The 18,990-nt window shown below is 44.4% G+C and carries 20 protein-coding genes; 17 read left to right on the top strand and 3 right to left on the bottom strand.

Features of this window, described 5'->3' with window-relative positions; all coding sequences use genetic code 11:
- The first annotated feature begins 104 nt into the window (after positions 1-104).
- From hflX to rfbB, 14 genes are all read left to right on the top strand, one after another.
- On the top strand, positions 105-1,352 hold the full coding sequence (hflX, locus tag AC4HAN_RS04065) for a GTPase HflX (protein WP_491091321.1): 1,248 nt from the start codon (positions 105-107) through the stop codon (positions 1,350-1,352).
- Positions 1,336-1,974 carry a cystathionine beta-lyase gene (locus AC4HAN_RS04060; protein WP_491091320.1) on the top strand — a complete coding sequence of 213 codons (639 nt, stop codon included), beginning with the start codon at positions 1,336-1,338 and terminating at the stop codon, positions 1,972-1,974. Before hflX ends, AC4HAN_RS04060 begins: the two co-directional genes overlap by 17 nt.
- 37 nt (positions 1,975-2,011) lie before the next feature.
- On the top strand, positions 2,012-2,941 hold the full coding sequence (gene rnz, locus AC4HAN_RS04055; protein WP_491091319.1) for a ribonuclease Z: 930 nt from the start codon (positions 2,012-2,014) through the stop codon (positions 2,939-2,941).
- Positions 2,938-3,702 (top strand): SDR family NAD(P)-dependent oxidoreductase, encoded by a 765-nt coding sequence (locus AC4HAN_RS04050; RefSeq protein ID WP_491091318.1) that lies wholly within the window; start codon positions 2,938-2,940, stop codon positions 3,700-3,702. The genes rnz and AC4HAN_RS04050 overlap by 4 nt, the downstream gene beginning before the upstream one ends.
- Complete coding sequence (gene recJ / locus AC4HAN_RS04045; RefSeq protein ID WP_491091317.1) at positions 3,699-5,909, top strand: single-stranded-DNA-specific exonuclease RecJ; 2,211 nt, start codon at positions 3,699-3,701, stop codon at positions 5,907-5,909. Before AC4HAN_RS04050 ends, recJ begins: the two co-directional genes overlap by 4 nt.
- 219 nt (positions 5,910-6,128) lie before the next feature.
- Positions 6,129-6,641, top strand: coding sequence for an adenine phosphoribosyltransferase (locus tag AC4HAN_RS04040; RefSeq protein ID WP_491091316.1), 513 nt, complete (start codon positions 6,129-6,131; stop codon positions 6,639-6,641).
- 113 nt (positions 6,642-6,754) lie between these two features.
- Positions 6,755-7,699 carry a homoserine O-acetyltransferase MetA gene (gene metA, locus AC4HAN_RS04035; protein WP_491091315.1) on the top strand — a complete coding sequence of 315 codons (945 nt, stop codon included), beginning with the start codon at positions 6,755-6,757 and terminating at the stop codon, positions 7,697-7,699.
- 9 nt (positions 7,700-7,708) lie between these two features.
- The gene (locus AC4HAN_RS04030; protein ID WP_491091314.1) at positions 7,709-8,410 is read left to right on the top strand and encodes a DnaD domain-containing protein; all 702 of its coding nucleotides are present in this window, start codon (positions 7,709-7,711) and stop codon (positions 8,408-8,410) included.
- Positions 8,400-9,110, top strand: a complete 711-nt coding sequence (locus tag AC4HAN_RS04025; protein WP_491091313.1) for a tRNA (adenine(22)-N(1))-methyltransferase — start codon at positions 8,400-8,402, stop codon at positions 9,108-9,110. Before AC4HAN_RS04030 ends, AC4HAN_RS04025 begins: the two co-directional genes overlap by 11 nt.
- On the top strand, positions 9,088-9,876 hold the full coding sequence (locus AC4HAN_RS04020; RefSeq protein WP_491091312.1) for a Nif3-like dinuclear metal center hexameric protein: 789 nt from the start codon (positions 9,088-9,090) through the stop codon (positions 9,874-9,876). Before AC4HAN_RS04025 ends, AC4HAN_RS04020 begins: the two co-directional genes overlap by 23 nt.
- Before the next feature lie 54 nt (positions 9,877-9,930).
- The gene (locus AC4HAN_RS04015; RefSeq protein WP_491091311.1) at positions 9,931-11,034 is read left to right on the top strand and encodes an NAD(P)/FAD-dependent oxidoreductase; all 1,104 of its coding nucleotides are present in this window, start codon (positions 9,931-9,933) and stop codon (positions 11,032-11,034) included.
- A gap of 61 nt (positions 11,035-11,095) precedes the next feature.
- A complete protein-coding gene (rfbA, locus tag AC4HAN_RS04010) occupies positions 11,096-11,965 on the top strand; it encodes a glucose-1-phosphate thymidylyltransferase RfbA (protein ID WP_491091310.1) in 870 nt (289 codons plus the stop codon).
- Positions 11,965-12,558, top strand: a complete 594-nt coding sequence (locus tag AC4HAN_RS04005; protein WP_491091309.1) for a dTDP-4-dehydrorhamnose 3,5-epimerase family protein — start codon at positions 11,965-11,967, stop codon at positions 12,556-12,558. The genes rfbA and AC4HAN_RS04005 overlap by 1 nt, the downstream gene beginning before the upstream one ends.
- 146 nt (positions 12,559-12,704) lie before the next feature.
- Entirely contained in the window at positions 12,705-13,751 is a 1,047-nt protein-coding gene (gene rfbB, locus AC4HAN_RS04000) for a dTDP-glucose 4,6-dehydratase (protein WP_491091308.1), read from the top strand.
- A gap of 129 nt (positions 13,752-13,880) precedes the next feature.
- On the opposite strand, the gene AC4HAN_RS03995 is transcribed toward rfbB, so the two are convergent.
- From AC4HAN_RS03995 to AC4HAN_RS03985, 3 genes are all read right to left on the bottom strand, one after another.
- Entirely contained in the window at positions 13,881-14,075 is a 195-nt protein-coding gene (locus AC4HAN_RS03995; protein ID WP_491091307.1) for a hypothetical protein, read from the bottom strand.
- A gap of 63 nt (positions 14,076-14,138) precedes the next feature.
- A complete protein-coding gene (locus tag AC4HAN_RS03990; protein WP_491091306.1) occupies positions 14,139-14,954 on the bottom strand; it encodes a sugar phosphate isomerase/epimerase family protein in 816 nt (271 codons plus the stop codon).
- A gap of 5 nt (positions 14,955-14,959) precedes the next feature.
- Complete coding sequence (locus AC4HAN_RS03985) at positions 14,960-15,982, bottom strand: lactonase family protein (RefSeq protein ID WP_491091305.1); 1,023 nt, start codon at positions 15,980-15,982, stop codon at positions 14,960-14,962.
- 84 nt (positions 15,983-16,066) lie between these two features.
- On the opposite strand from AC4HAN_RS03985, the gene AC4HAN_RS03980 reads away from it, so the two are divergent.
- From AC4HAN_RS03980 to AC4HAN_RS03970, 3 genes are read left to right on the top strand one after another with little or no spacing between them, the layout of a single operon-like run.
- Entirely contained in the window at positions 16,067-16,546 is a 480-nt protein-coding gene (locus tag AC4HAN_RS03980; RefSeq protein WP_491091304.1) for an NUDIX hydrolase, read from the top strand.
- 50 nt (positions 16,547-16,596) lie between these two features.
- Entirely contained in the window at positions 16,597-17,766 is a 1,170-nt protein-coding gene (locus tag AC4HAN_RS03975) for an AI-2E family transporter (protein ID WP_491091303.1), read from the top strand.
- A complete protein-coding gene (locus AC4HAN_RS03970) occupies positions 17,756-18,985 on the top strand; it encodes a tetratricopeptide repeat protein (protein WP_491091302.1) in 1,230 nt (409 codons plus the stop codon). Before AC4HAN_RS03975 ends, AC4HAN_RS03970 begins: the two co-directional genes overlap by 11 nt.
- Positions 18,986-18,990: the final 5 nt, after the last annotated feature.

The raw sequence follows: 18,990 nt of genomic DNA, 5'->3' as shown, positions 1-18,990 counted from the left end.
TGTCTGACTTTTCCAGGCAGCTGTGATATAATAATGTGTAAAATCACTCTTCTGATTTGCAATAAAAAAGAGTGAAAACTGGTGAAAGAGAGGGGCAGAAATGAATGATTGAAACCGGTCAAAAACAAGAACGTGTTATCCTTGTCGGTGTGGATTTGACGGGCAGTAAAAATTTTGAAATGTCCATGGAAGAACTGGCCAGTCTCGCACAGACAGCAGGAGCTAAGGTCATTCATTCCTATTCCCAAAAAAGAGAACGCTGCGACAGCAAGAGTCTCATCGGATCAGGAAAACTGCAGGAAATTAAGCAGTTTACTGAGATCGAGGCTGTTGACAGCGTGATTGTCAATAATCAGCTGACACCCCGTCAGAACACCTATTTGGAGGCTGCGTTGGGTCTGAAGGTGATTGACCGGATGCAGCTGATTTTGGATATCTTTGCCATGCGGGCCAGAAGTCATGAAGGAAAACTTCAGGTTCATCTGGCACAGCTCAAGTACATGCTGCCGCGTCTTTCTGGACAAGGAGTTATGCTTAGCCGTCAGGCTGGGGGAATCGGCAGCCGCGGTCCGGGTGAAAGTCAGCTGGAACTTAATCGCCGCAGTATTCGCAAACAAATTGCCGATGTTGAAAAACAGCTTAAAACCGTAGCTAAAAATCGTGAAACCAACCGGGAGAAACGGCTGGATTCGGAGACATTTAAGATTGGTTTGATTGGCTATACCAATGCCGGAAAATCGACAATTATGAACCTTTTGACGGACAAGAACCAGTATGAAGCCAATGAACTTTTTGCGACACTTGATGCGACGACCAAGCAGATTTATCTGCTTGATCGTTTTCAGGCAACTCTGACAGATACTGTCGGTTTTATTCAGGATTTACCGACCGAACTTGTCGCCGCTTTTAAATCAACGCTGGAAGAGAGCCGTCAGGTTGATTTGCTGCTGCATATTGTTGATGCCAGTGATCCTAATCATGAGAACCATGAACGCGTTGTTCTAAATATCCTGTCTGATCTTGGGATGTCAGCTATTCCGCGTTTAGTAGTTTACAATAAGATGGACAAGGTCAAAGACTTTACAGCAAGCCAGTATCCTTATGTCAGTCTTTCGGCTAAGTCTGAAGAAGGAGCTTTGGTCTTACGTCAGGCTATTGTGGAGAAATTAAAGAGTATGTTTGTGCCTTTCACTCTTAAGATAACTGCTGAAAATGCCTATAAACTCTATGATCTCAGTCGCATAGCCCTGCTTGACTTCTATGATACTGAGCAGGAGGGCAAAGAGATTAAAGGCTATATTGCAGAGAAAAACAAGTGGAGGCTGGAAACAGTTTATGTCGAACTATCTTGACTTAGCTCTTAAGTACGGCGGGTTCACCGGCTTGGACAAGGTTTATTTAGAAAATAAACTGGCATCTCTGTCAGATGCAGACAAGCTGGCTTTTATCACGCCGCCGCCGAGTGTGATTAACGCCTATTTTGCTGAAATTTACCAAAAACAGTCGCCCGAGGCGGCAACCGATTATTATTTTGACTTGAGTCAAAAACTGCAGCTGTTGAATGACACCCCTTCCTTTGACGAGCAAAAACCTTTTGTCCGTCTTAATTTGTCGGGAAAATCCTATGGTTTTGCCTATGAAAATGAAGAAGAAGTCGCTCAGGTTTTCAGTGAGCAGGACGAGCCGATTACTGACAGTCTTTTATTTGAATTGGCGCAGATTTTTCCTCAGTATAAGATTTTTGTGAATGCTCAGACCATAAAAATGAAACCTTTGACATTTGAAGAGGGTGAGAGTAACCAGATTAAAGAAGATTCGGCGCTTCTTAGTGATATTCAGAGATTAAAAAACGGAACGATTAAAATCTCAAGTTTCAATCAGGAAGAAATCATGGAAGTGGCTAAGGCCTACCAAGGTCAGCGCTATTACAGTTACGCTCAGCGTCAAGCTGTGCTTTACATTGTTAAAGATTAACCAGTATAGAAACGTATAAACAGAAAGTATAGTCAGTATGGAAATTCAATTTTTAGGGACTGGCGCCGGTCAGCCGGCTAAAGCCAGAAATGTATCAAGCCTTGTTTTAAAACTTTTAGATGAAATCAATGAAATTTGGATGTTTGACTGCGGAGAAGGAACGCAGCGCCAGATTTTAGAAACGACAATTAAACCGCGTAAAATCAGAAAAATTTTTATCACCCACCTGCATGGCGACCATGTGTTTGGTTTGCCGGGTTTTTTATCGAGCCGTGCTTTTCAGGCCAATGAAGAACAGACCGATGTGGATATTTACGGTCCTGTCGGGATCAAAGGACTGGTAATGAGCAGTTTGCGGGCTTCAGGTGCCCATCTGCCTTATCGCATTTATTTCCATGAGTTTAATGATAAGCACCTAGGTAAGATTCTTGAAACGGATAAATTCACAGTCTATGCTGAAAAGCTGGATCACACGATTTTTTGTGTGGGTTACCGTGTGGTTCAAAAAGACTTGGAAGGCGCGCTTGATGCTGAAAAGCTGGCTGCTGCAGGTGTTCCTTTTGGTCCGCTTTTTGGCAAAATAAAAAATGGCCATGATGTTGTTCTGGAAGACGGAACAAAGATTATTGCCAAAGATTATGTTTCAGCTCCCAAAAAAGGAAAAGTTGTCACCATTTTGGGAGATACCCGCAGAGCAGATGCCAGTATTCGTCTGGCTTTGGGGGCAGATGTTTTGGTTCATGAATCAACCTATGGCAAGGGAGATGAAAAATTAGCCAAGCGTCACGGCCACTCTACCAATATGGAAGCAGCCAAAGTAGCAAAGGCTGCTTCGGCTAAGAAGTTATTGCTTAATCATATCAGTGCCCGCTTTTTGTCGCGGGATATCAGCAAAATGCGAAGCGATGCTCAGGAAATTTTTGAAGATGTCCATGTTGTCAGGGACTTAGAAGAAGTAAAACTATGAACGAACGTATTATTGTAATCACCGGAGCATCCGGTGGAATCGCTGAGGGGATAATCAAGCGTCTTCCTCAGACAGACAAGCTTGTTTTGCTCGGCCGAAGCAAGGAAAAATTGGAAACCATGTATGCTCACCGCAAGCAAGTGAGCTGTTTTTCGGTTGACATTACAGATGATGAGGCTGTAAAGGCTATGGTTGATACGATTTATCAAGAATTCGGACGCATTGATATTTTTATCAACAATGCCGGTTTTGGTGAGTTCAAGGATTTTGATCAATTTTCAAATAGTGACATTCGAGAAATGTTTGATGTTAATACGTTGGCGACCATTAATTTTTCACGTCTTGTCGGTCAAAAGATGGCCGAAGCAGGCAAGGGCCATATCGTCAATATTGCCAGCATGGCAGGCCTGATTGCTACAAGCAAATCAACGATTTACTCAGCAACCAAATTTGCCGTTATCGGTTTTTCCAATGCCCTGCGCTTGGAGCTGGCAGACAAGGGGGTCTATGTGACTACGGTCAATCCCGGACCGATTGCGACGAAATTTTTTGATCAGGCCGATCCCAGCGGTACTTATTTGAAAAGTGTTGAAGAATTTACCCTGCAGCCGAGCGATGTGGCTAAAAAAGTAGTTGCACTTTTAGGACAGAACAAACGGGAGCTTAACCTGCCCTGGACCTTGAAGGCAGCACACAAAGCCTATACCCTTTTTCCAAGATTATCGGATTTTCTAGCCAGAAAGGTATTTAATTACAAATGATCACCTCCAAATTTGATTGGAAAATAAAGGAAGAAAAGCCAGATGATGGCTTTTTTGAACTGATAAAAAAAGAAAAGCTCAATCAGACGGCAGCTCAGATTCTCTATGGGCGCGGCCTTAAAAAAGCCGATGTTCTCGAGCAGTTTTTACACCCGGATTTGTCTCAGCTTCACGATCCTTATCTTTTAAATGATATGGGAAAAGCGGTTGAGCGAATTCGCCGAGCTATCGAAGCTGATGAAGCTATTTTAATCTACGGCGACTATGATGCAGATGGCATGACATCCAGTTCTATTGTCAAAGAAGCACTGGAGATGATGGGCGCAGAATGCCAAGTCTATCTACCCAACCGTTTTACAGACGGGTACGGTCCCAACCAAAGTGTTTACAAATATTTTATTGAGCAGCAGGGAATTTCGCTGATCATTACGGTAGACAATGGTGTTGCCGGCAACGAAGCGATCGCCTATGCCCAAGAACAAGGGGTCGATGTCATCGTTACAGATCACCACAGTATGCCTGAGGAGCTGCCGGATGCCTACGCCATTATTCATCCGGAACATCCGGATGTAGCCTATCCTTTTCACTATTTAGCAGGCTGCGGTGTTGCTTTTAAACTGGCTTGCGCTCTGTTAGAGTCTGTTCCTGTAGAAATGCTGGATTTAGTGGCTATCGGAACGATTGCTGATATGGTTTCTCTGACAGACGAAAACCGTGTCATGGTTAAATACGGCTTAGAAATGCTGAAGCAGACTGAGCGTATCGGTTTGCAGGAATTGCTGGATCTCTCAGATGTTCAGGCGGACAGCATTGATGAAGAGACTGTCGGTTTTAAAGTAGCTCCGCAGCTCAATGCGCTGGGACGCTTGGACGATCCCAATCCTGCTGTAGAGCTGCTGACGGGCTTTGATGAAGATGAGGCTAGGTCGATTGCGGTCATGATTAATGACAAAAATGAAGAACGCAAAGCTATCGTTCAGACGATTTTTGATGAAGCCATGGCTATGGTGGACAAAACAAAACCTGCTCAGGTTTTGGCCAAAGAAGGCTGGCATGCCGGTGTTTTAGGCATTGTCGCAGGACGTATCATGGAAGAAATCAGCCAGCCGGTAATTGTCCTTAACATTGAAAATGGTTTGGCCAAAGGAAGCGCCCGCAGTCTGGATGCAGTCAATATTTTTGCGGCTTTAAATGAACATAGAGACTTATTTACAGCTTTTGGCGGGCACAGCGGTGCGGCCGGCATGACTCTGGAAGCCGACAAACTGGAACAACTTGAACAAGTCCTCGTGTCCTACATTGAAGAACACCATATTGACCTCTCTAAAAAGAACCTGCTGACGATTGATGCCGAGCTTTCTTTGCCGCAGCTGAGTCTTGAAACAGTTAAAGGTTTGGAAAAACTGGCGCCCTTTGGAATGGATAATGCCAAACCGGTTTTTCTGGTAAAGGATTTTAAGGTGAAGCAGGCCAGAACAATGGGGCAAGCTGGTACTCATCTTAAGCTTCGTCTGGCTCAGGAAGCATCTGAGTTTGATTTGATTGCCTTTAATCAGGGAGCTCTGGCTCAGGAATTCCAGCAGGCTCAGAATTTAGAAGTGGCTGTGACCTTATCTGTCAATCAGTGGAATGGCAATACCAGCCTTCAGCTCATGCTGGTAGATGCTCGGATTGAAGGTATTCAGCTGGTGGACATTCGCTCGCGCAGCAGCGCCCTGCCTCAAGCTGTGCCGATTTTAGATGATAAAACAGCTAGTAAGGCTGTGGTCCTGCTGGAAGTCCCTGAAAATGAAAGGGACCTGCTGGCACTGTTTGCTGATCGCCATTTTGAAGCAATTTACTTCAAAAATAATATTAAGCACCGCTATTATCTGACCGGCTATGGAACGCGTGAGCAGTTTTCAAAGCTCTATAAGACGATCTACCAGTATCCTGAATTTGATGTCCGCTATAAGCTGAAAGAGCTGAGCCGCTACCTCAATATTCCTGAGATTCTCCTTGTCAAGATGATCCAGATTTTTGATGAACTGGATTTTGTCACCATAAAGGACGGTATTATGACTGTCAATAAGGACGCTGATAAACGCGATATTGCTGAAAGTCATATTTATCAGGACTTAAAGCGGCTTGTCAAATTTCAGGAGCTGATGGCTCTGGGCACACCGCAGGAAATTTATGATTATCTGACATCGGGGCAGGAAGACTAAGTCTTGCCTTTAATCTGACCTTATAGTTTCAGGATCAGTCTGGAACGAAAGTGACAGACTCTCCTCACAGCGGACAGTGAAAAAACACCATTCACTAAAAGCCGTGAGGAGAGTTTTTTTCTGTTTTCAGAGGGAAGATGCGTAGTTCTATTTTTATCGCTAATATGTTATAATAAAGAGTAAAAGATTTTTTGGCAGATTGCCCTAGAAAGTAAGAAAATGGATTTAAAAGATTACATTGCAACTATTGAGAACTACCCGGAAGAAGGAGTCCTTTTTCGTGATATCAGTCCCTTGATGGCTAATGGAAATGCCTATAGCTATGCTGTTCGTGAAATTGTCCAGTATGCGACAGACAAAAAGATTGATATGATTGTAGGACCGGAAGCACGCGGCTTTATTGTCGGCTGTCCGGTTGCTTATGAGCTGGGCATCGGATTTGCTCCGGTCCGTAAGCCCGGGAAGCTCCCGCGCAAGGTGATTGAAGCAAATTATGAAAAAGAGTATGGTATTGATACGCTGACGATGCATGCTGATGCTATCAAACCGGGACAGCGCGTCTTGATTGTTGATGATCTGTTGGCAACTGGCGGAACCGTTAAGGCAACGATTGAAATGATTGAAAGACTGGGAGGCATTGTTGCCGGCTGTGCCTTTCTGATTGAGCTTGATGAGCTTGAAGGGCGCAAGGCTATCGGCAATTACGATTATAAGGTACTCATTCATTATTAAAGATAAGCTATAGCTGTTTTCTATATCTAACTAGAGAAATTATATATTTGAAAACTATATCTCCCTGCTTTATAATATTAAAATAGATATTATGTAGAAACGGAGATATTTTCATGCCAATTACTCTCGATAAAAAATTACCTGCGGTGGATATTCTAAAGTCTGAAAATATCTTCGTCATGGATAATAAAAGGGCGATTCATCAAGATATACGGCCTATGAGCATTCTGATTTTGAATCTGATGCCGACCAAAGTAGCAACGGAAACTCAGCTGCTCAGACTCTTGGCCAATACGCCCTTGCAGATGAATGTTGATTTTTTGTATATGACCAGCCACCATTCGAAAAATACGCAGGCTGAACATATGAAGACTTTTTATAAAACCTTAAAGGACATCAAAGGAACGTTTTATGATGGCTTGATCATTACGGGAGCACCGGTGGAGACGCTGCCTTTTGAAGAAGTTGACTATTGGGAAGAGCTTTGTCAGGTTTTTCAATGGTCTAAGACCCATGTCTATTCAACCCTGCATCTTTGCTGGGGAGCTCAGGCTGGGCTTTACTACCGCTATGGCGTTGATAAGGTTAAGATGGGTGACAAACTTTCAGGCATCTATCGGCAGAAAGTAGAAGAACCTTACAGTCCCTTGATGAGGGGCTTTGATGATTGGTTCCTTGCTCCTCATTCACGTTATACGGAAGTTCTCTTAAAGGATATCATCAATAAGACAAATCTCGAAGTGATTGCCAGCGGCGATGAGGTAGGGCTTTCTATTTTGTCGAGCCGTGACATGCGGGAAATTTACAGTTTCGGCCATCTGGAATATGACCGGGAGACCTTAGGAATCGAATATAAGCGTGATATTAAGGCCGGTAAAAATCCTAAGATTCCAAGCAACTATTATCGAAATGATGACCCGCAATCTCATCCGGAAATGCGCTGGAATCTTGCTGCTGCAACTTTCTTTAGTAATTGGATTAATTATGCCGTTTATCAAGAAACTCCTTATCGCTTGGAGGAGCTGGAAAAGGATGTTTCATTTTATGGCTATCTGTAAGGAGGTTCTATGAGCTTTTTGCAACATTATAAATCAGGGAACTTGGTTTTGCCGAGTGCCTTGCTTTTTCATTACAAAGATATTTTCAGCAGCACGGAAGACTTTTTGATTTGGCAGTTTTTCTATCTGCAAAATACAACTAATATGGAAGAAATTGCCACCAGTCAGATTGCTGCTGCAGTCGGCAAGACCGTAGCCGAGGTCAATCGCTGTGTTTCAAACTTGATCAGTCAGGAGCTCTTAGCCATGAAAACCATTGAGCTGGACGGTGAAAGTGAAGTGATTTTTGATGCAACTTTGGCGCTGAAAAAATTGGATGACCTATTGGAACAGCCTAAACAGAGCCTGAGCCAGTCTAATCCGGCTGCTGCCGGCGGCAATGCTTTCAAAGATTTAGTTGAGGATTTTGAAAGAGAGCTGGGGCGGCTCCTCAGTCCCTTTGAATTGGAAGACTTGGAAAAAACGGTTGCAGATGACAAGACAGATCCCGATCTTGTTCGGGCAGCCCTGCGGGAAGCTGTTTTTAACGGCAAAACGAATTGGAATTACATTCAGGCTATTTTGAGAAATTGGCGCCGGGAAGGCATCACGACCCTGCGTCAGGTTGAAGAGAGACGGCAGGAGCGTGAAGAAGCCAATCCGGCCAATGTGACAGTTTCGGACGATTTTCTGTCTGCCATGAATTTATGGAGTGACTCAGATGCGAGATAAAAAGAAGGGCATCAGTCTTTCTGAACGTTTACAGGAAATTGCAGGCTTTGTACCCAAGGGTGCAAGGCTTCTTGATGTTGGAAGCGACCATGCCTATCTGCCTCTTTATCTGCTGGAAAAAGGGCATATCGATTATGCCATAGCCGGTGAGGTGGCAGAAGGTCCCTACAGCTCTGCCTTAGAAAATGCGGTTGAAGCCGGTTTATCAGATCGTGTGGATGTCCGTCTGTCCGACGGTTTAGCAGCAATGACAGAACCAGATGGCATTGATGTCATTACAATTTGCGGTATGGGCGGACGGCTGATTGCAGAGATTTTAGAAGCAGGAAGGGCTAAGCTGTCTTTGGTAAAGCAGCTGATTCTGCAGCCCAATAACTGCGAAGATGAGCTGCGCCTTTGGCTGATGACCAATGGTTTTGCTATTACGGCTGAAAAGATAGTGACCGATAAGCAAAAATACTATGAAATAATAGTAACTGAGCAGGGGCAAATGAATCTGTCAGCTGCAGATTTGCGCTTTGGCCCTTTTTTGCGGCAGGAATTGTCAGCTGTTTTTAAGGCAAGGTGGCAAAAAGAGCTGTCTAAATTGGAGCTGGCTCTAGAAAAAATTCCTGAGACAAACAAGCAGGATCGGCTGACTCTAACGGAGAAAATACATCAGATTAAGGAGGTGCTTGATGAAAGCACAGCACATTATTGAACGCTATGAGGCTTACTGTCCGCAGGAGCTGTCGCTTGAAGGAGATATATCAGGTCTTCAAATCGGGACTTTGGATAAAGACGTCAGCCGCATCATGCTGGCGCTTGATGTGCGCGAGGCAACGGTTGCTGAAGCTATTGAACAAAAGGCAGATCTGCTCATTGTCAAGCACGCTCCAATCTTTCGGCCCTTAAAAGATTTGACAGCGACTGCGCAAAATCAGCTCTATATTGATTTGATCAAGCACGACATTGCCGTCTATGTCAGCCATACCAATATTGACATTGTTCCCGACGGGCTTAATGACTGGTTTTGTGATTTGCTGGGAGTTACCAACCGTGATATTTTAAGCCCAAGTAAGGACGGCTACGGCATTGGGCGTATCGGAGACATTGCACCGACAAGCTTTGAAGATTTGGCAAGGAAGGTCAAAGAGGTTTTTCACTTGGACAGCATTCGCTTGGTGTCGTATGCTGAGGATAATCCTATGATATCGCGCTTAGCCATTTGCGGCGGCAGTGCTCAGAGCTTTTATCCTGATGCGCTGGCTAAGGGGGCTCAGGTCTATATCACTGGAGATATCTATTACCATACAGCACAGGAAATGCTGACAAACGGCCTGTTGGCTTTGGATCCCGGCCATCACATTGAAGTGCTTTTTGCCGAAAAACTGGCTGCTAAATTCGAGACCTGGAAGGCTGAAAATAACTGGGATATTGAGATTTTGATCAGTCAGGCCAATACCAATCCCTTCTACCATTTGTAGGAAGACACTGACAAAAAATAAGTTGGGAGTAAAGCTGAACATGAGGATATTTTGATGAGAAAAGTTGCTGTCATCGGTGCAGGGATTGTAGGATCAACAGCTGCCTATTACCTGTCTAAAGAAAAAGATCTATCGGTAACCGTCTTTGACCAAGGTGACGGCCAGGCTACCAAGGCTGCTGCAGGTATCATCTGTCCTTGGTTTTCTAAGCGCCGCAATAAAGCTTGGTATCGTTTGGCACGTTTGGGTGCGGATTTTTATCAGATCTTAGTGGCTGATTTGCAAGCAGATGGTTATGAGGCTGATTTTTATGACCAGGCAGGCGTCTTCTTGCTAAAGAAAAATGAAGATAAGCTAAAAGAACTTTATCAGATAGGAAAAGAGCGGCAAAAAGAGTCTGCCCTGATCGGACAGCTGCAGCTGCAAAAGCGAGCGGAACTTAATAGAGATTTGGATGATTTGACCGGTTTTGAAAACCTGCTTTATGCGTCCGGAGCAGCTCGTGTTGATGGTGCCAAGCTGACACAGACCCTTCTTGCAGCTAGTCAGGCTGATCTGGTCCGCGAAGAAGCTGTCTTAACAGTCAAAACTGATGGCTCTTACGATGTTTCCGGCCGGACTTTTGACGCCGTTTTGCTCGCCTGCGGCGCCTGGCTGCCTCAAATACTGGAGCCGCTGGGTTATAAAGTCAATGTCAGACCGCAAAAAGGTCAGCTGAGAGATTTCTTTTTTAAAGATTTGCAAACGGAGCGTTATCCGGTTATTATGCCGGAAGGTGAACTGGATATTATTCCCTTTGCCGGGGGCAAGGTCAGTATAGGTGCTACTCATGAGAACGATCAAGCGTTTGATTTAAGCGTTGATTATGACCGTTTAGATGCATTAGAAAAAGAAGCGCAGCTTTATTTTCCAAAATTAAAAGACGCAGCCTCAACAAGCGCCCGTGTGGGAACACGTGCCTACACCAGTGATTTTGCGCCGTTTTTTGGAGAAGTGTCTGGGCTGCCGCATGTTTATACTGCAAGCGGTCTGGGGTCTTCGGGTCTGACAACAGGTCCACTCATAGCCGATCAGCTGGTCAAAATGCTGACGGGTAAGCCTTTAGACTTGCCGGCCGGTGATTACAGTCTCTGCAACTATGTGATTAAGGGTAGTTAGTGACACCGCTAACAAAAAGTGATAAAATGTAAGATGACTAATTATAAAGAGGAGACCTAGAATGAAGGGTATTATTCTTGCAGGGGGTTCTGGAACACGCCTGTATCCACTGACTCGCGCTGCTTCAAAACAACTTATGCCGGTTTATGATAAACCAATGATTTACTATCCGCTTTCAACTCTGATGCTGGCGGGAATCAAAGACATTTTGATCATTTCAACGCCGCAGGATCTGCCGCGTTTTAAGGAACTGCTTCAGGATGGTTCAGAATTTGGCATTAACCTGTCATATGCTGAACAGCCAAGTCCGGACGGACTTGCGCAGGCCTTTATCATTGGCGAAGAATTTATCGGTGATGATAACGTAGCCCTGATTTTAGGAGATAATATTTATTACGGTCCGGGTCTCAGCCGCATGCTGCAAAAGGCTGCCAGCAAGGAAAAAGGAGCAACAGTTTTTGGCTATCAGGTCAAGGACCCAGAACGCTTTGGGGTGGTTGAATTCGATGACAAAATGAATGCCATTTCTATTGAGGAAAAACCGGAACAACCTAAATCGCACTATGCGGTTACAGGCCTTTACTTCTACGATAACGATGTCGTTGAGATTGCCAAAAACATCAAGCCGAGCCCTCGCGGGGAATTGGAAATTACAGATGTTAACAAGGCCTATCTTGACCGCGGAGACTTGTCTGTTGAAGTCATGGAGCGCGGCTTTGCTTGGTTGGACACAGGAACCCATGAAAGCTTGCTGGAGGCTGCTCAATACATCGAAACCGTGCAGCGCATGCAAAACCTGCAGGTAGCCAACCTCGAAGAAATTGCCTACCGCATGGGCTATATCACTAAAGAGCAAGTACGTGAACTCGCTCAGCCCCTCAAGAAAAATGAATACGGACAATACCTGCTCCGTCTGATTGGAGAAGCTTAATGACAGAAGACTTTTTTGAAAAAGAATTAGCTGCCCGCAAAATTGAAGAAATTCCTGGGATGATCGAATTTGATATTCCTGTTCACGGGGACAGCCGCGGCTGGTTCAAGGAAAATTTCCAAAAAGAAAAAATGCTGCCGCTCGGTTTTCCGGAGAGTTTCTTTGCTGAGGGCAAGCTGCAAAACAATATCTCTTTCTCCCGTAAAAATGTTCTGCGCGGTCTCCATGCGGAACCTTGGGACAAGTACATCTCAGTAGCAGACGAAGGTAAAGTCCTTGGATCATGGGTTGACCTGCGTGAGGGTGATACCTTTGGCAATGTCTACCAGACAGTTATTGATGCCTCAAAAGGGATTTTTGTTCCGCGCGGTGTGGCCAATGGTTTTCAGGTCTTATCTGACAAGGTAGCTTACACTTATCTGGTCAATGACTACTGGGCCTTGGAACTCAAACCTAAGTATGCCTTTGTCGACTACGCTGACCCAAGTCTCGGCATCAAATGGGAAAATCTTGAAGAAGCGGAAGTCTCAGAAGCCGATAAAAATCACCCACTGCTGAAAGACGTTAAACCGCTCAAAAAAGAAGACTTGTAAAAAAGCTGGCCAAACAATCCCAATACAAAGAAATTTAAAACAAAACAGGCTGAAAGTGCTGAAGAAAAGCTAGTGCACAGGCATATATTGTCGGAGATCTATCTTTCTTACGTTTCTTCATGCCTTTTGTATCTTATGGAGAAAACATGACTGAATTTAAAAACATTATCGTAACCGGCGGTGCCGGTTTCATCGGTTCAAATTTCGTACACTACGTTTATAATAATCATCCAGATGTCCATGTGACTGTCCTTGACAAGCTCACTTACGCCGGAAACCGCGCCAACCTTGAAGAGATTCTCGGTGATCGTGTGGAGCTGGTTGTCGGTGACATCGCGGATAGCGAATTAGTAGACAAACTAGCTGCCAAAGCAGATGCCATTGTCCACTATGCGGCAGAAAGCCATAATGACAACTCGCTCAAAGATCCTTCGCCATTTATCTACACGAACTTTGTGGGCACTTACACACTCTTGGAAGCTGCCCGTAAGTATGATATTCGTTTCCATCACGTGTCTACTGACGAAGTTTACGGAGATCTACCTCTGCGTGAAGACTTGCCGGGTCATGGTGAAGGCGAAGGTGAAAAATTCACGCCGGAAACCAAATACAACCCCTCATCACCTTACTCATCAACCAAGGCAGCCTCTGACTTGATTGTTAAGGCTTGGGTGCGTTCATTCGGTGTCAAGGCAACTATTTCCAACTGCTCCAACAACTACGGACCATATCAGCACATCGAAAAATTCATTCCGCGCCAAATCACCAATATCCTGTCAGGGATCAGACCAAAACTCTATGGTGACGGCAAAAATGTCCGTGACTGGATTCACACCAACGACCACTCAACAGGTGTCTGGGCTATTTTGACTAAAGGACGGATTGGTGAGACCTACCTCATCGGTGCTGACGGTGAAAAGAATAACAAGGAAGTGCTTGAACTCATCCTTGAAAAGATGGGTCAGCCCAAAGATGCTTATGACCATGTGACGGATCGTGCGGGCCATGATTTACGCTATGCTATTGATTCGACCAAACTGCGTGAAGAACTCGGCTGGAAACCGCAATTCACCAACTTTGAGGAAGGTTTGGAAGATACCATCAAATGGTACACTGAGCATGAAGACTGGTGGAAAGCTGAAAAAGAAGCCGTTGAAGCTAACTACGCTAAAACTCAGAAAGTGATTAACTAAAAAGCTGCTTGGGTTTTTCGCCAAGCAGCATAAGCAATCCTTGCCGCATCTATTTTTAGTAGACAGAACAAGGATTTTGTATAGTTGAGTTCATAAAAAACGTGTCAAATTCTGGCACGTTTTCGCTTTTTATTTCCCGCCGAAAAGTCCTTTGACTTTGTCAGCAAGGCCGTCCAGCCCCTTGCCGCCGTCAAGCAGGGCTTTCGCCTGATCAAAGTAATCTCCCAGATCGTTTTTATGCTGATCAATGAAATCCTGAGCAGCAGAGAAATCGCGTTTTTCAATCAGTTCTTTGACCTGATTAAACAGTTCAGTTGGGTTCATAGGCTTACCTCATTTCTTTTTCTCTATTAAACCATAAAAGCCCTGAATTTGGAAGTCCTGCCCTTATTTTTGTGACAGGCTAAGCAAAAAATCATGGCTTTGCAGCTGTTCAATAGGATCCAGCAGATTTTTAAGATTAATTTCATAGATAGAAGTGGCATTTGGATTGAGCAGCTTAAGAACGGCTTCCCAGTCAATCTTTCCTTGCCCCAAAGGCAGGCTGTCATGCATTTTGCCCATGGAATCCACCAAGTGGTAATGAACAATATGGTCTCTTAAAGTTTTCAGTGAAGCAAGGAGTTTGGGGTTGCTCCCTTGCATTTTGATAAAGGCGTGTGAAAGATCGTAGGCCAGTCGGTAGTTTTTGGCAAAGAGCAGAGCATCATAGTCAGGATCGCCAAAGTAAAAGAGGGGTGAGATAGAATTTTCAAACATGATGTGCTCCCGGCCTAAGTCTGAAAACTTATCCAGCCGGTCAAAAAGGTGTTGATTTGCTGCTTCCCAGCTGCCGTAATAAGACATCACAGCCTTGTTGCGCATTGTGTAAGAGCCGTGAACCAACACCTGAACATTGTGGTCAAATGCTAATTGCAGCAGATCAGCGGTTGATTTTTCCAAGAAATAAAAGGTTTCAGGAAAAAGTTCTTCAGGCACAATCATCTCCAGAAAGTCACCTTGAAACGTCATAGGCTGATGGAGAATAATTTTATCTGTAGCGCGCGCTTTAACCTCTTGGATGGCTTTGTTCAGGCGTTTGAGCCCGTCTTTTAAAAAAACATCTTGATCCGTATAAAATTCAAGTACTTCGGGCTGATGAATCAGTCGGCTCTCCAATTGTTCGGGGTCGCTGCTGGTTTTTAAACCTAATTTTACCAGCATGTCCATCACACTTTCGTATTTTTAAAGGCTACACAAACCACTTCAGGAGCTTTAAAGTCATGGCTGAGCTCTGTCAGTCGTCCTGTTTGGCTGTCACGCCTAAAAACGGTAATGTTATCAGAATCCTGATGGCCGACAATCAGGTGATGGTTATCGGGCGTGAGATTGAAATCACGCGGCTGCCTGCCTGCTGTTGAGATGATTTGCAGGAATTCTAAAGCACCATCACCAGTGACCTTCAAGGCTGCAAGGGAGTCATGCCCGCGGTTGCTGACGTAGACAAATTTACCGTCTGAACTGATGCGAATAGCAGCGCAGGCATTTTCACCGCTATAGGCTTGCGGAAGAGTGGAGATAGTTTGGCGGTGTGTAAACTGCCCGCAGCCGCTGTAAGTTAGGACTTCTATGCTGGCGTTAAGCTCACAAACGAGATAAGCGGTTTTTAAATGAGGATGGAAGACAATGTGCCGGGCGCCGGCACCAGCTGCTGCCTGATAGCTGCCGATCTCAGCTGTCTGACCGCTTGAGCTGACAGTGTAAGTTGTCACACAGTCTGTTCCTAAATCGCAAGTAAGAAGGCAGTTATCGGGTGTCAGGCCTGCAAAATGAACATGAGGGCTGGCTTGGTTAGGATGTATTCCCGATCCGTGGTGGATTTCTTTATTCAGCAAACGGAGAGCACCGTTATCAGCAATACTGTATATTAGAAGTTCTCCTTTATGATAATTGGCACCGTAAACCAAGCGGCGCTTACAATCAACACTCAGGTGGCAGAGCGGAGCGCCTTCTTCCAAGACTCGGTTGATAAGCTGGCCGTCTTTAGTGAAGCTGGCAATCCCGCCTTTGTCATCTTGTTTTGAGACGCTGAAAAGATGATTTTGCCTATCAAAAGCCAGATAAGTCGGATTTTCTTCAGCTGCGAGCAGCTCCAGATCTGACAAATGTCCTGTCTCAGTATCAAAACGAGCGGTGTAGATACCCTTTGATGTGCGTTTGGTATAAGTTCCAAAATAAACTGTTTCAATCATTTGTGCCGTCCTTTTAGTTTCTTGTCCAAATTATAGCATAATTTTTGTTATAATAATAAAGGAGAAAAGGAAGGACACAAAAAAATGACAAAGTTAGCGACGATTTGTTATATTGATAACGGACGTGAGCTGCTGCTCCTGCACCGCAATAAAAAAGAAAACGATGTGCATGAGGGCAAGTGGATCAGTGTCGGCGGTAAAATAGAAAAAGGAGAAAGTCCCGATGAGTGCGCGCGTCGGGAAATTTTTGAAGAAACGCATCTGAAAGTCAAAAAAATGGACTTCAAAGGTGTGATTACCTTCCCAGACTTTACACCGGGCCACGATTGGTATACTTATGTGTTTAAGGTGACCGATTTTGCCGGCGAGCTTATTTCGGATGAAGAAAGCAGAGAAGGAACACTTGCTTGGGTTCCCTATGATCAGGTTCTTCAAAAGCCGACCTGGGAAGGCGATTATGAAATTTTTAAATGGATTTTAGAGGATGCTCCTTTTTTCTCGGCTAAATTTACCTATGATCAGAAAAAACTCGTTGATAAACAAGTGACGTTTTATGGCAAATAGCTGTAAAACCCTCAGACATAAAGTAGGAAATACTTGTTAGGAGAATACGGATGGATAATAATCAAAGAAAATTTGATGTGACTTGGTTTTTTAAATGGTTTCTAAATAACAAAGCCGTGACCGTTTTGCTGGTCTTGCTTTTAGTCTTTTTGAATGTTCTTGTTTTCACGAAAATAAGTCCTATTTTAAAGCCCGTCATTTCTTTCATGGCTGTTATTATGCTTCCTTTGGTTATTTCAGCTTTGCTTTATTACCTTTTAAAGCCTATTGTTGATTTTATTGAGAAGCGGGGAACCAACCGTGTGACAGCCATTACGCTTGTTTTTCTGGCAATCGCAGGGCTTTTGATTTGGGGAATGGCGAATCTTTTTCCTATGCTCAATGACCAGCTGTCTTCTTTTATCAGGCAGCTGCCGAGCTATGTCAGGTCTGTTGATGATCAAGTGTCGGATCTCTTAAAAAATGATACCTTGGCCAGCTTTCGCCCGCAAATCGAAGAGACGGTTACGGATTTCAGCCAGAAGGCTGTCGATTATGCAGAGTCCTTTTCTAAAGGTGCTGTAACCTGGGCAGGGAATTTTGCCTCTGTGCTTGCGCGTGTTACGGTTTCTGTTTTGATTTCGCCTTTTATTGTTTTTTACCTTTTACGCGACAGCAGCAAGATGAAAAAGGCCTTTATTTCTTATCTGCCGACAAAAATGCGCCAGCCGACTCACCGCGTTCTCAGTGATGTCAGCCGCCAGCTGGCAAGCTATGTTCAGGGTCAGGTAACGGTGGCTATTATTGTTGGCTTTCTGTTTTCGCTGATGTTCAGTATCATTGGCCTGCGCTATGCTGTGACGTTCGGGATTTTTGCCGGCTTTTTGAATCTGATCCCTTATGTGGGAAGTTTCCTGGCTACGATTCCGGTTTTAATTTTGGCACTGGTTGAGGGACCGATTATGGTGGTGAAAGTCATATTGGTTTTTGCCATTGAGCAGACCATTGAAGGGCGCTTTGTGTCACCGCTTGTTTTGGGCAGCAAACTCAGTATCCATCCCATTACCATTATGTTTATTTTGCTGACAGCAGGTTCTATGTTTGGTGTTTGGGGTGTTTTCTTAGGAATTCCTGTCTATGCTTCTCTGAAAGTTCTTGCCAAAGAGATTTTTGAATGGTACAAGCCTGTCAGCGGACTTTATGAAAAAGAAGAAGAGGTCGGTAAAGAAGATGTTAAATAGTGAAAAAATGCTTGCAGCGCTTCAAAATCAAGATTTGGGGCATGCTAAAAAATATTTAAAACGGGCGCTGAGAGAAGATGATGCAGAAACGCTTCTGTCCTTGGCAGAATATCTGCAGTCTATTGGATTTTACCCGCAGGCTAAAGAGATTTATCTGCAGCTGCAGCCTGATTTCCCTGAAGTCAATATCAATCTGGCGCAGATTGCTAGCGAAGACGGCCAGACTGACGAGGCGTTTATGTATCTGGATGCCATTGCTCCAGAGAGTCCTGATTATCTGGCAGCGCTTCTGGTTAAAGCTGACTTATATGATGCAGAAGGCCTGACAGATGTTGCCAGAGAAAAAATGCTTGAGGCCAGCCGCATCAGTCAGGATCCTCTTGTGATTTTTGGCCTGGCAGAAATCGAAATGAACTTAGAGCTTTTTCAGGAGGCGGTTGATCACTATGCTCAGCTGGATAACCGGGACATTCTGGAAGCAACAGGTATTTCAACCTATGAAAGAATCGGCCGTGCTTATTCCGGTTTAGGAAAATTTGAAGCAGCAGTTGAGTTTTTTGAAAAGGCCGTCGAAATTGAATTCAATGACCAAACGGTCTTTGAAACAGCTGTCCTTCTCTATGATCAGGAAGAATATCAAAGAGCCAATCTCTACTTTAAGCAGCTGGATACTATGAATCCTGATTTTGCGGGTTATGAATATGTCTATGCCCTTTCTCTTCATGCCGAACACAAAACAGAAGATGCCTTGCGCGTGCTGCAGCAGGGGATCGCTAAAAATGAATTTGACAGCCGGCTGCTGCTCTTAGCTTCACAGCTGTCTTACGAGCTGCACGATAAAAAAGCGGCAGAAGACTATCTGCTTAAGGCCTTGGATGTTGCTGAGGATGACGAAGAAATTTTGATGCGGCTCAGCAATCTGTATTTGGAAGAAGAGCGCTTTGAGGAAGTGGTAAACTTAGACAGCGAGGCTATTGACAATGTGCTGACTAAGTGGAACATTGCTAAAGCCTATCAAGCATTGGACGCTGATGAAAAAGCTCTCGGGATTTACGATGACTTGGCAGCAGATCTGGGCGATAATCCGGAATTTCTCAAGGATTATATCTACATTCTGCGGGAATTTGGCTATAAAGAAAAGGCTAAATCTTTGGCTGATAATTACTTGCAGCTGGTGCCTGATGACAGCGATATAGCAGACCTTTTGGAGCAGCTCTGAGAAAA

Source organism: Streptococcus sp. ELY_86 (genome assembly GCF_058314495.1).
This window is presented reverse-complemented; position numbering and strand designations above follow the sequence as displayed.